A 13,283-nucleotide genomic window follows, 5' to 3' on the forward strand; every position below is an offset into this window, starting at 1 on the left:
TGATATACTTTTATATGTGCATTTGTGACAGGGTTGAATGCCCCACCAAATATAATTTTCATAAGAAATCACCTCTAAATGTATTATAACACGATTTTTTAAAGTATTCATAAGATTTTATCTTATGTATAACGCAAGATAAAATATATTGCAAGCCCTTTTTTTATTTCATTAAAACTAAAAGATGAAGGACTCTAATCCTTCATCTTTTTATTCTAAATATTTAGTGTTAATTACTGATCATATAGATTCTCAATTATCGCTATCAACTCTTCTTTTGATATACCAAGAGATTGACATTGATTTATATCCTCAGTAAGTAGTTCTTTTACTGTTTCAAGTCTTTTTTTATCTAGAATTGCCTTTGAGGTTTTCTTAATATACGAACCTTTGCCAGGTAAAGTATAAATTAAATCATTTCTTTCTAATAACTCCCAAGTCTTTTTTATTGTGATAATACTAACTCTTAGTTCTCTAGCTAACCCTCTTATCGAAGGTAGTATAGAATCAGATTGTAGTTCACCATTTAGAATTTGAGAAGATATTTGATCGTATAATTGTTGGTAAATTGGAGTTTGTGATGTTGTCCTTACAATTACATTTTTCACTATTGAATTCTTTCGAAATTCTTAACCGATTGTTTTACTGCAACTACATTAAGTAATACACCCACAACAATACATCCAATCAAAACAATTAGTTGAGTACTAAATTCACCTTCAAATATCTTTGTAAACCCACTATATTTGATATTAGTAAATTCTATTAAGAACCCATAAACTAAAGTAACAATTACACCGTAGATAATTGGTTTACCAAAGTGGTAACCTGTTTTAAAGTATTGTGTTAAAAACACAATGTTGAACAAACCATACATTAGAAATGCGATACCAAAGAATGCTAAATTCACGTCTAACATGAACGTCATACTACCATGCCATAAATTATGAATAATTCCAAATATAATCGCAAATATCATATGCAGACTTTCAATGATCATTAACGATAATGCCTTTGAAACAACAATATCCTTTTTTGATACAGGTAACATATAACAGAAATCATAATCTGAGTTAGCTATGTATGCACCATATATTTGTGGAACAGTGATCCAGAAGAAATACATGAAAACCAAGATGAAGATCCACTGTGGTATTAGTAATAATGCCCCAAGTAAGAAGGGTAGTAAATAGAAGAATTTATGTATTGATAAACTTAATTCTTTATATAGTAAATTTCTCATTATTTAACCTCCTTTTGAGCGAAATAAATCATGATATCATCAAGACTTGGTTGTCCCAACTTAATTTCTTTATCGTTTAAAGACTGATTTGAATGCATTAATCCAATAAACCCAAACGCATTCTCTTTAAATGATATTAACTTATCTTTTATAGTTGCTAGTTGCTCTTTTGTACCGTTAACTAGTTTGTATTTATCAATCAAATCATCTTTCGAACAAGACTCAATCAACTTGCCATCTTTAATAAATGTAATGTAATCAGCACATTTCTCTAAATCACTAGTAATATGAGTAGAGAATAACACACTCACTTCCCCATCTTCTACTATAGACTGAAATACTTCTAATAAATTGTCTCTAGCAACAGGATCTAGCCCTGAAGTAGGTTCATCTAATATAAGTAATTCTGCATTGTGAGATAAAGCAAGTGTTATAGAATACTTCATTCTCATTCCTTTAGATAACTCTTCCACTTTCTTACTCTCATCAAGATTAAACAATGTTAAATAATCCTGATACTTCTTTTCATCCCATTTAGGATAAAATCGTTTATACACATTTGTGATTTCTCTAATTCTTTTTTTATAGTAAAATGATTCTCCTGAAACATATCCTATATTTCTTTTGATATCTAGTTCGTTAGTTTTCATATCTTTCCCTAGGATGGATACACTACCCGAATCTTTGTTAATCACATTTAGTATTGCCTTAATCGCTGTCGTTTTACCAGCTCCATTTTCTCCTATAAATCCCATTATATAGCCTTTTGGAATACTAAAAGAAATATCATCTAGTATGAATTTTTCATACTTTTTAGTTAAATTCTTTACTACTAAACTTTCCATATTGCACCTCTTTCACTGTGCTTACTGCACATACACAGTATATACACTAATAAAATTATTGTCAACAAATTTGTGTCTTTTTTTTTAGCCCTTTTAGGGCTATGGTATATAATGGATATATATATGTGTAAAAACATAATAATATAAGTGCACTTATCCTTTCAAACAAGTCATATAACACTTATAATAAACTTAGACATTCTTACTACTGGAGGTTTACTATGAAGACTACACGTTTAATAAATGAAAAAGATGCAATTCAATTCTTTAATACCTCAGCAAACACTATGGATGATTCGTATGGGTTTGGTGAACTAAACTTAAAAGACAAAACAGTAAGTTTTGATTTTAATACTGTATTACTATTACGTTTTGGTGGTCTCTTTGCTGATACAATCTATAAAATCAACGCCAAATATTTTGACAATGATTTTAAAGACATCCTAAATAGTATTGTAACCTCAACCGTAGAATATGGCGACTATTCGTATATTCGAATTATAGAGGATGATTCATATAGTTTCACTATTAAAACGACTAGAGTTAATGATGATTCTTTCGAACTGTTTTTCATGTGTATTGAAAAACTCTTAGAAACAGAAAATCAATTAAATCTATTTGGTAATGTAATGGGTTCCGGTAAAAAACTGTTTACTGGTAGTACTTGGTGGGTAGATGATGACAAGTATCTTGATCGCTTCTTCTCATCAGATAGTGGACCTTTAATATTAGGTATCCCATTGAATCCAGATATGCATTATTGTAGAGAAAAATATAATCAAGTTAGAGAAAAAGCAAAAATCGTTTCTGAGTTATACGAGGAAAGTATAATGAATGAGATTGCTTCTTTTGATAAAGTTAAGCAAAACAAATCAAATTACGCTGGAGCTAGAACACCAGCGATCACTTTTAAAGATGAAGTTGTTTGGGTGGAAACTTATGGAAAATGTTTATTAAGATACAAAAATGGTGATACAAGAATATTTGTTGCTAATGATATTTATGTCACCGACGTATACGAGGAAAACACAAACCTTAACACAATTACCAAACTAATAAACATTGGACTAGAGAATTCAAAGGTAGGAGTTTGGTTTCACCAAAGACATTTTTTAGAAGGAAAATACTATTTCACTGAATCATATCAAAAGCTTATGTCTCATACTAATATATACAAAGATGATAATTTCACAATTATGTTGAATGAGCAAATTGAGATTATGGAAGAACTAAATAATGGGTATGAATCTTACCTTCACAATTTTAGAAAAGTACATAACAGTATATATACAGAGCATCTAAACAAGTACAAAATGATTATTCCAAACAAACTACAAGATGATGACCTTAGATGGATTGAAGTTAGAGGTACTGTTATCGAACGAGATGATGATGGACATGTTATGTTATTTGTAGGTGTAAATGTAGACGTTACTGAAAATATAATACATCAGAACCGAATACAATATTTAGCAAACAATGATATTCTTACAGATACTAGAAATAGAAATTACTTTGAACAATTTATCAATGAGACACTACCTAAATCTTATACTGTAATCGTATTTGATTTAGATGGATTAAAACTTACAAATGATGCATTCGGACATCAAAAAGGTGATTTGGTAATTAAAAAGCTTGCGGATATCTTAAAACTTGTTTATTCAGATAATCTATTTGTATCAAGAATTGGTGGGGACGAATTCGCAGTTTTACTAAATGAAATTGATTCAGAAACCTTAACAAAGCTTAATAATAACTTGGAAAAAAATATTCTTGAGTTTAACATATCATCAAATATTGAAATGAATGTTAGTAAAGGTAGCAAAACAGTCATTGATAATGAAATGGAGTTTGAAAAAGCATTTGTTCAAGCTGAAAACATTATGTATAGAAGAAAACTAAACAATAGATCATCAAGAAAATCAAAAGTTTTGGATTCAATATTAGAAACATTAAACCAAAAAACAGAAGAAACAAAAGAGCATAGTGATAGGTTAGCAATATTAGCCACAAAAACTCTGCAAAGTATGAACTATACACGTGAATCTGAATTAGAAGACATTCAGCTACTAGCAAAAGTTCATGATATTGGTAAAATTACAATTGACGATCATATTCTTAAGAAACCTGGAAAACTAACTACTCATGAGTTTGAGATTATCAAGAAGCATAGTGAAGCAGGTTATAAAATAATAAGAAATATCACAGATAGTGACGATGTTTGTAATGGTGTGTTACTACATCATGAACGTTACGATGGAAAAGGATATCCACAAGGATTACTTGGAGATGAAATCCCGTTATTCGCTAGAGTAATAAGCGTGGTAGATTCATTTGATGCAATGACAAACGATAGAGTATATCGACCAAAAATGTCAAAGAAAGAAGCAATAAATGAAATAATCTTAAACACAGGAACACAATTTGATCCAAAAGTTGTAAAAGCATTTCTTAAGGCTAATTTCGGTCTTGATGAATCCGTTTATTTAGAATCAAAAAAGTAGACAATTGTCTACTTTTTTTTCATTTTATCTCTCAAAGTTAACTCCCAAATATATAATGAAGCGGTTGTGTTGTAAGGAGAAAACATATCCGCGTACTTCTTAAACTCGTCCCTTGTAATATCGTTACTTAAATCAAGAAGAAACTCCAACCCTCTTCTAATAGCAATGTCACCATAACTTAAAACATTTGGTCTATTCATGCAAAAGATTAAAAACATTTCAGCTGTCCAAGGACCAATCCCTTTAATACTTCTAAGTTCTTCTTCTATTTCCTTATTAGACATTTCATTAAAATCTAATCGAATAGATTTTTCAGCGAATGCTTCTGCAATATTAAACAAATACTCTGTTTTTGATTTAGATAAACCAACATCTTTAACTTCATCAAAGGAAAACCCCAATAACGTAGATGGATTTAATAAAGGAACTAAATCTGTAAATCTATTCCAAATTGCTGTAGCAGCTTTAAAACTAATTGATTGATATATTATTGAATTACATAATGCTGAAAATGGATCTACGATATAATAACTTTCAATTTCTCCAATTTCATCAATTAGGTCCTTCATAAAAGTGGCTTTGCTTTTTAAGTAATCTGTTTGCTTTTTTGTAATGATGTGTCTTCTTTTTTCCACAATAACCACCTCAAATCTATTATATCGGAAAACACCACCAAGATACACTACAACTTTGATTAAAATATGATATAATAAATCGAGGTGATTTTTAATGAAATTAGATAAAAATTATATCCTAGATTTGGCAAAGGAAATCCTTATGATTCCTTCACCAAGTGGATACAGCTTAGAAATAATTCCGAGAATTAAAGAAGAAGCTGATAAATACGAATTACATTCTGAAAAAACAAACAAGGGTAACCTAATTATTACAATCCCTGGTGAAACAGACTACAAAGTAGGACTTAGTGTACATGTTGATACATTAGGAGCTATGGTCCGAAGTATTTCAAGTTCTGGAGAAATTAAGTTTACAACCATCGGTGGTCCTATTTGGCCAACATTAGACGGTGAGTATTGTACTATAAGAACAAGAGATAACAAATCGTATACTGGTACATTTTTATCAACAAGTCCAGCTGCACATGTATTTAAAGATGCTTCAACAAAAGCAAGAAACCCTGAAAACATGTATGTTAGGTTAGATGAAATTGTAAAATCAAAAGAGGATGTTGAGAAACTAGGTATCGAAACTGGAAACTTTATTTTTATAGATCCTAAAACAACAATTACAGATTCAGGATTTGTTAAATCAAGATTCCTAGATGACAAAATCAATGTTGCAAGTATATTTGGATTGATTAAATACTTAAAAGATAACAAGATTACACCAAAACAAACAATTAAGGTAATTATTAGCACATATGAGGAAGTTGGACACGGAGCTTCATATATTCCTGAACTAGACGAGATGATCGCAGTTGATATGGGATGTATCGGTGACGATTTAACTTGTACTGAGTTTGATGTATCAATATGCCCAAAAGACTCAAGTGGACCATATGATTACGATTTAACAAATAGACTTGTCGAGGTAGCAAAAGAAAACAAATTAAGACACGCAATTGATATCTATCCATATTACGGATCTGATGTATCAGCTGCAATCCGTGGTGGAAATGATATTAAAGGTGGATTATGTGGACCTGGTGTACACGCAAGTCATGGTATGGAAAGAACACATTATCAAGGAATTGAAGCTACAATTCAATTACTGATTCACTATATAACAAAATAAGGAGAAAACTATGAATCAAAATCAAAATGAACCAATGAAACCAAAACGCCCTTGGTGGGTACAAATCATATCGATGGGAATCGGATTTGCAATAGGATGGTTCCTTTACGAGATAATATTTTAAAAAGAGTGTAAATCACTCTTTTTTTTGATATAATTTACTGTTAAAGGGGTGACATTATGAAACTAAAAAGACCAGATTATACAAACTCAATATTAAATGTCTCTAACTCATTTTTAAAATACTATAATGTACCAACAAAATATAGCTCACAGACTAATTTAGATTCTGCGTTACAAAAAGGATACAATCATATCATTTATATACTCTTAGATGGTATGGGTAGCAACATAATAAAACATCATTTAGATAAAAATGATGCGTTAAGAAAATATATGGTTGAAGAGATAACTTCTGTTTTCCCACCAACTACTGTTGCAGCCACTAACGCTGTACTTAGTGGGAAGCCACCAATCACTACAGGATATCTAGGCTGGGTTCAATATTTTGAACATATTGATTCAGATTTGACTATATTCTTAAATAAGGATTTTTATACAGATGAAGAACCCAATGAGCTTGTAAGACATAAATATCTCGATTATAAAGATATTTTAGAACAATCAAAAGAGTTCAATCCAAATCTATCTACTAACATTATTTTTCCAAAATTCATTGAACAAGGCACAGGAGAATCATTTAAAGATGAAATAGAACAAGTCTTAATGATTACGCATAATAAAGATACGTCATTCAATTATGTATATTGGACACAACCTGATTTAATAGAACATAAAGAAGGAATATATAGTAATGCTGTTAAAGATATGATTAAAGGGCTAAATAATGATTTTGAATCATTAATAAGTAATGTATCAGATGACACATTGGTTGTATGTATTGCCGATCATGGTTTAACGGATGTGGAAGAATTAAATATTTTCAGTAATGAACACATTGTGAAAATGTTGAAAAGGAAACCTTCAATAGAACCAAGAGCGATTAACTTCTTCGTTAAATCAGAGTATATTACTGAATTCAAGACTGAATTTAATAGTAAATACAAAGATATATACTTACTTATGACGAAAGCTGACATTCTTGAATCAGAATTATTTGGTACTGGAGACAAACATCAGTTGATAGATATGTTCTTAGGTGATTATATAGCTGTTGCAATAGATAAATATATGTTTACAGTCAATGACAAAAAATCATACAAAGCGCATCATGCTGGTCTTACAGAAGACGAGATGATGGTACCACTGATTATTTATTCAAAAAAATAAAGAGAGGATTATCCTCTCTTTTTTTATTCTATAATTGTAACTATATAGTAGTAATTTTTAGTAAGTATCCCTTTTAAACCTCCAGGATCAATACCTGTCACTTCAAATATAAAGGTAACTTCAAGTTCATTCACTGTAAATACAGCTGTAACAGTACTACCTATGTTTGTTACATTGGTTACTACAACATCTTCATCTTTTAAAAGATCAATCAAATTAGTACATATGTCTTGTGTATCTTCTATGAAGTACTCATCACACTTTGATTCGTCAAGCTCATTTAAGTATGCTTCTACTACTTCAGTCTGAGTTACGAATCCAGCTGGTCTCATAAATAAATAATAAAACGCAAAAACTAAGACACCAATTGCAACGATAATTAATAAAGGTTTGAGTAGTTTACTCATCATCTTTATCCTTTGCACGTTTTTTAAATGGTCTGCTAAATATACTTGCAACACCTTTTGGGAATGCAGCAAGTCCACCAGCAACTATTGTTGGCATCATTTTGATTGTTTCTTTTAAAGCAAGACGTCTTATTTGTTTCTTATCTAATAACTCATTATCGTTAAATAAATATTTCTCTGTAACAATACCAACTCTACAAGTTAAAAGTGCATTTGCAGTACCACTTAAAATACTATTGCTAATTGTTTTTATAAATGGTAAATCAGTTAATACTTCACTCACTTTATTTGGTAATAATTCGCTGATTTCTGCATCATCTAATCCTTCAGCTATCAACGATGTTGTCATGACGTTAACCATCAACTTTATCAGCCTTGGGAAGGTGGGTCTAAATCCTGTCAATTTTGTAATTTCCTTAATCATTTTAAGATTAATCACTACAACACTCAACATATCTAAATTTCCGTTTTGTGAAAGAGCGGTCGATACAAGTACGGTCTTAGAATTTTTAATTATAAGTTCCCTAATACCCTCTTTCATTGTTGTGTTAAAAATATGGGTCAACTCAATCTTAAGGTTCTTCTTATCATTAAGAACGGCTCTAAGTCGTGTTTTATCATCTTCTGTCAAAGTTTCATTTTTTAATAATACTTTGGCAGCTTGTTTGTATACTTTATGTCGTCTATGCTCATCATCTAATATCTGATCCACACTAAATACTGGTGCAAAAAAGATAATTCTTAGGGGATTAATTATTAGTAAGTACGTCAAGACAAAACTCAATCCATAAAATCCATATTCTACGTACTCATGAACTCCTCTTAATCGTTCACCAACACTTATTATATTGCTAACAAGGATTAAAGAGAATAATAGTAATACTCCAAATCCTACCATGTACCAAAACTTTTTACGTTCCATGTCATCACCTCTTCCCTATTTTAACACAAACTTGTGAATAAAATAAGAAAACACCACTTTTGTGGTGTTTTTACTTTTCGTCTTTTAATGATAAAAATACTGTGTTTAATATGAAGTAACCCATTGTTAATACAAAAATTATATTCACTGATTTAAATGAACTACCATCTTCACTAAAGCTCGATTGTAAGAATCCATGTTCTACTGCTCCTGTAACTGTTTCTGGGAACATTGATACATATAAATACAGTCCAACAATAAATAGAATACTAAGTAGTAGATTGTATAATGAAACTTCTATAAGTTTTTGATTACTTGGTTTAAAGAAGAAATATCCTAATCCAAGAGTTAATGCATTAAATCCAATAAGCAATAACATCCAAATATAAGATCCGTTGTTAATGAAACTACCATCTAGAAAATCTATATTCCTCATTGTTATTGAGTATGTTCCGGTAAGTGGAAACTGATCTATAAAGTAAATAAACTGTACTGCAGTTATGATTGATATAAATACACTAACAAAAATCATAATTTTGAAATTTCGTTCTCTTATCATTTTACATTCTCCTCGTAAGTTTTATACCATTCCTTAACAAGTGCCTTGTTGAATGGATCTTCCCTTTTATCAATTAACTCTTTTAACTCGTTTAATTCGATTTCTAAAATCTCTTTTAATGCTTCTGGATAATCCATACGTTCTTTATGTTTATTGTATTCATTACGATCAAGAACATTGTAACTAAAATCATCGATAACCTTAATATCCAAATCATAATCAATGTATTTTAATGCCTCTTCATCTATTAAATATGGAGATGCAATATTACAATAAAAATGAATACCATCAGGTTTGATGATACCAATAATATTATACCATTTGTCCTTAAAAAACCATGTTACTGATGGCTCTCTTGTATGCCAAAAGCGACCATTACTTTCTATTACTTTTGTTCGACGATTTGCAACTATAATATACTCTTCTGTTACTTCTAAAACAGTTGCTTTTTCCCAAATACGATGCAGTGTCTCATCATGTTTGTAACTATGTATTTGTATGTTTTGATACACGTTAGGAATCATAATCTCACTCCTCTCTTATACTACATTATAACAACAATTATTGCTTTTTAATAGTGCTTATTTTAAAAGCCAATCTTTTCCTTTTAATGATTCTGGTTCATGAGTAAATAATTCGTTATATCCTTGTTGTCTTAGTACTTCATATGCTAGTACTGCAACAGTGTTACTAAGGTTTAAACTACGTACTTTATCAGTCATTGGCAGTCTTAAGCAATTATCTAAATGAGGTCTTAGAATTTCTTTTGGAATACCACTACTTTCACTACCAAAAACAATATAAGAATCCTTGTTAGACGTCTTAAAATCTACCATGTCTGGAGCTTTTTGTCCGTATCTAGTAATAAAGTAATAATCTCCCTGATTTTTACTTTCAAAGTCATCCCAATTTTCATACACTTCATATGTCACATGCTCCATATAATTAGCAGCACTTCTTCTTACTTTTTTAATATCTAAATCAAATCCAAGTGGTTTGATTAAATGTAACTTCATATCCACAGCAGCACATGTTCTCATTATGTTACCTGTGTTTTGTGGGATTTCTGGTTGAAATAATACGATATGATTCATAATCTACTTCCTTTCTAACATCTCTAATACTTCTAAGGCTACATTATTATACCATAGAATATCTTTATATTTTTCTAAACTCTTTCTAATTTCATCTACTGCTTCATAGACTTTTTGGTTACCTAATAAACATAGTGCATTTCTTTTAATCAAAGTTGCACCTTTCCAGCTTGAAGCATTGTTTCTGTATATTTTCATGTAGTCCTTGTTAGACATTTTAAGTACTTCAATAAGATTCACAGATTCGATACCTGTTGGTAAGAACTCTTTATTATGTTTAAAATTAATGCCATCATTTTTAGGACAAACTTTTTGACAAATATCACAGCCATAAACCATTGTTTTTAATTGATTAATTTCTTCTTTGTTGAATATTTTTTTAGATTGTGTTGTTTCGCTTATACAACGTTCTCTTATGAATCGTCCATCTAATGCGTTTGTAGGACATGCATCAACACATTTTCTACAAGTACCGCATGTGTCGAGTAACTCCATATTTTTAGTAACATCCTCATCAATCAGAATCGTAGCCAAATATAGATACCCTCCAAATGTCTTATTGATTAGAAACTGGTTTCTACCAAGAAACCCCATATGAGCTAAATGACTTGCCCATCTTTCATCTACTTTATATGTGTCTACACTACTGTGGCACCTAATATTTAGTAATTCTAATTCATTTGTAATACTCTTAAGTTTATCTTTGAAAACGAGATGATAATCTGTTCCATAACTATATTTAGATAATAATCCAGTCCCTTTTTTACCCCATTTTAAAGATTCACTAGGGTATGATAATCCTAGCGTTATTATTGTTTTATATCCATTCAAAAATGAATACTCATCATACATATCGTTTCTATGTAATGAGGATCTTGTTTCTTTATATTCGGTTGTCGATACAAATCCAAATACGTCAACGTACTTAGATAATATATTTTCTATTTTATTCTTCATAAAATCACCTGTTAATATTATACTCTAAAGTTCTAATAACGCAAAATAAGTTGTGTGTGAAAATAATACATAAATATTATTAAGTGTTCTATTTATACATAATGATATTTATAAGTAGTAATTTGCTACAATATGGTTGGTGATGTCTATGAAATCAATTGGTGAAAAAATAAGAGAAATAAGAAAAGAAAAAGGGTTCCCACAAAAACAAGTTGCTGATTTGTTGAATGTCCAAAGACCCAATTACTCTAAAATAGAGAATGATAAACAAAATTTAACTCCACATCAAATTAAATTATTGTGTGAGTTCTTTGATTTGAGCGCAGATTATCTACTAGATATCTCTGTTGATAATAAGAAGACAATATCCAAATATGAACAAGATTACATGTTAGACTATATAGAGAAACTAAAAGCCACTATCAAATAGTGGCTTTTTTTATGCCTTAATTGCCCATCTTAGTTTTGTAGATTTTGCTCTACCATTCTCACGGCATTCCTCTTCTGTTGGTCTTATTATTTCTTGTGATATCTCACTGTAAACACCTTCATTAAATAATCGTTTAAATGATTTCTTTACCAATCTATCTTCTCCTGAGTGGAATGATAGTACTGCAACTTTACCTCCACTTGATAAGGTGTCTGGTAGTTTATCCAAGAAGTTTATAATCGAATCAAATTCTTGATTGACATCTATTCTAAGAGCCTGGAATGTTCTTTGACATGATTTCTTTATATCCCTATCTCTTGATTCATAATCAATAAACTGTAGAGCATCTATAATTATCTTTCTAAGCTTTGATGTAGTATCTATATATATACCTTTTCTTTTTGCATTAACAACAGCAGTGGCAATCTCTGATGCGTAAGGTTCATCCGCATTCTCTATAAGTAAATCTTCTAACTCTGTTGTATTTAAATTCATTAACTTGATTGATGCGGGAATTCCATTCTGTGGATCCATTCTCAAATCAAGTGGTCCATCGGTTTTAAATGAGAATCCTCTTTCAGGATTATCAATTTGCATTGACGATACTCCTAAATCTGCCAGAACAAAATCAAAACTATTTGATTCACTTACCACTGAATCTATTTCCGAGAAATTAATTAGATGAGGTGTAAACACATCTTCACCAAACCCTTGATCCCTTAAACGTTTTGTTGTTTTAGGTAATTCAATAGGATCTATATCTAGTGAGTACAAATGTCCTTGCCCATTTAGCTTCTGTAACATCTCAGCTGAATGTCCACCATATCCTAACGTTGCATCAAGTCCAATGTCTCCTGGTTTTATATCTAGAAATTCAATTATTTCTTTAACCATTATTGGAATATGCATCCCAGCAGGTGTACTACCTTTAAGTTTTACCTTATCAATTGTTTCTTGATATTTATCAGGATTTAACTCCTTATACTTCTCTTTATAAGATTTAGGATATTTACCGCTATACCTTACTCTTCTCTTATATGGTTTCTCTTGATTGTCCATGTATATATCATCCTTTATATATGGTTCTATATTTTACATAATTAAATATACACTAAATGTACCACTAATTAAATCAATATATTATATTTATATTGTATGTACGTACTTAAACTGATATACTTAACCAGCAAATACGCATAAAAGGAGTATATTATGAAAAGAAATATATACATATCAGGTATTCATAGTGAATCTATGAACTACAAATATAAAAT

General features: G+C 30.3%; 15 protein-coding genes. 4 read left to right on the forward strand and 11 right to left on the reverse strand.

The features are described 5' to 3' along the window. Positions 1-233: 233 nt before the first annotated feature. Genes AC2LE6_RS06500 through AC2LE6_RS06510 form a run of 3 tightly spaced genes read right to left on the reverse strand, consistent with a single transcriptional unit; the run spans position 234 to position 2,088 of the window. Entirely contained in the window at positions 234-608 is a 375-nt protein-coding gene (locus AC2LE6_RS06500; RefSeq protein ID WP_484478452.1) for a GntR family transcriptional regulator, read from the reverse strand. Further along, a complete protein-coding gene (locus AC2LE6_RS06505; RefSeq protein ID WP_484478453.1) occupies positions 608-1,243 on the reverse strand; it encodes an ABC-2 transporter permease in 636 nt (211 codons plus the stop codon). Before AC2LE6_RS06505 ends, AC2LE6_RS06500 begins: the two co-directional genes overlap by 1 nt. Next, positions 1,243-2,088, reverse strand: a complete 846-nt coding sequence (locus AC2LE6_RS06510; RefSeq protein WP_484478454.1) for an ABC transporter ATP-binding protein — start codon at positions 2,086-2,088, stop codon at positions 1,243-1,245. Before AC2LE6_RS06510 ends, AC2LE6_RS06505 begins: the two co-directional genes overlap by 1 nt. A gap of 221 nt (positions 2,089-2,309) precedes the next feature. Here AC2LE6_RS06510 and AC2LE6_RS06515 point away from each other — a divergent pair, with 221 nt between their 5' ends. Further along, positions 2,310-4,595 (forward strand): HD-GYP domain-containing protein, encoded by a 2,286-nt coding sequence (locus tag AC2LE6_RS06515; RefSeq protein ID WP_484478455.1) that lies wholly within the window; start codon positions 2,310-2,312, stop codon positions 4,593-4,595. Between the two features lie 8 nt (positions 4,596-4,603). Here AC2LE6_RS06515 and AC2LE6_RS06520 read toward each other — a convergent pair whose 3' ends face one another. After that, complete coding sequence (locus AC2LE6_RS06520) at positions 4,604-5,230, reverse strand: DNA-3-methyladenine glycosylase family protein (protein ID WP_484478456.1); 627 nt, start codon at positions 5,228-5,230, stop codon at positions 4,604-4,606. 94 nt (positions 5,231-5,324) lie between these two features. Here AC2LE6_RS06520 and AC2LE6_RS06525 point away from each other — a divergent pair, with 94 nt between their 5' ends. After that, on the forward strand, positions 5,325-6,350 hold the full coding sequence (locus tag AC2LE6_RS06525) for a M42 family metallopeptidase (RefSeq protein WP_484478457.1): 1,026 nt from the start codon (positions 5,325-5,327) through the stop codon (positions 6,348-6,350). Between the two features lie 180 nt (positions 6,351-6,530). Further along, complete coding sequence (locus AC2LE6_RS06530; RefSeq protein ID WP_484478458.1) at positions 6,531-7,640, forward strand: alkaline phosphatase family protein; 1,110 nt, start codon at positions 6,531-6,533, stop codon at positions 7,638-7,640. A gap of 23 nt (positions 7,641-7,663) precedes the next feature. Here the strand turns inward: AC2LE6_RS06530 and AC2LE6_RS06535 are convergent, their stop codons facing one another. The 6 genes from AC2LE6_RS06535 to AC2LE6_RS06560 all read right to left on the reverse strand — a co-directional run bounded on the left by AC2LE6_RS06535 (position 7,664) and on the right by AC2LE6_RS06560 (position 11,579). Next, positions 7,664-8,047 (reverse strand): hypothetical protein, encoded by a 384-nt coding sequence (locus tag AC2LE6_RS06535; protein ID WP_484478459.1) that lies wholly within the window; start codon positions 8,045-8,047, stop codon positions 7,664-7,666. Further along, a complete protein-coding gene (locus tag AC2LE6_RS06540) occupies positions 8,040-8,969 on the reverse strand; it encodes a DUF697 domain-containing protein (RefSeq protein ID WP_484478460.1) in 930 nt (309 codons plus the stop codon). The genes AC2LE6_RS06535 and AC2LE6_RS06540 overlap by 8 nt, the downstream gene beginning before the upstream one ends. Before the next feature lie 70 nt (positions 8,970-9,039). After that, positions 9,040-9,528 (reverse strand): hypothetical protein, encoded by a 489-nt coding sequence (locus AC2LE6_RS06545; RefSeq protein ID WP_484478461.1) that lies wholly within the window; start codon positions 9,526-9,528, stop codon positions 9,040-9,042. Further along, the gene (locus tag AC2LE6_RS06550; protein ID WP_484478462.1) at positions 9,525-10,052 is read right to left on the reverse strand and encodes a DUF402 domain-containing protein; all 528 of its coding nucleotides are present in this window, start codon (positions 10,050-10,052) and stop codon (positions 9,525-9,527) included. Before AC2LE6_RS06550 ends, AC2LE6_RS06545 begins: the two co-directional genes overlap by 4 nt. 57 nt (positions 10,053-10,109) lie before the next feature. After that, positions 10,110-10,622, reverse strand: coding sequence for a tRNA (cytidine(34)-2'-O)-methyltransferase (locus tag AC2LE6_RS06555; protein ID WP_484478463.1), 513 nt, complete (start codon positions 10,620-10,622; stop codon positions 10,110-10,112). Positions 10,623-10,625: 3 nt separating this feature from the next. Continuing rightward, on the reverse strand, positions 10,626-11,579 hold the full coding sequence (locus tag AC2LE6_RS06560) for an epoxyqueuosine reductase (RefSeq protein WP_484478464.1): 954 nt from the start codon (positions 11,577-11,579) through the stop codon (positions 10,626-10,628). Positions 11,580-11,727: 148 nt separating this feature from the next. Between AC2LE6_RS06560 and AC2LE6_RS06565 the strand changes: the two genes are divergently transcribed. Continuing rightward, positions 11,728-12,009, forward strand: coding sequence for a helix-turn-helix domain-containing protein (locus tag AC2LE6_RS06565; RefSeq protein ID WP_484478465.1), 282 nt, complete (start codon positions 11,728-11,730; stop codon positions 12,007-12,009). 9 nt (positions 12,010-12,018) lie between these two features. On the opposite strand, the gene rsmH is transcribed toward AC2LE6_RS06565, so the two are convergent. Continuing rightward, positions 12,019-13,068, reverse strand: coding sequence for a 16S rRNA (cytosine(1402)-N(4))-methyltransferase RsmH (rsmH, locus tag AC2LE6_RS06570; RefSeq protein WP_484478466.1), 1,050 nt, complete (start codon positions 13,066-13,068; stop codon positions 12,019-12,021). Between the last annotated feature and the right edge of the window lie 215 nt (positions 13,069-13,283).

It is taken from the genome of Candidatus Izemoplasma sp. (genome assembly GCF_982632705.1).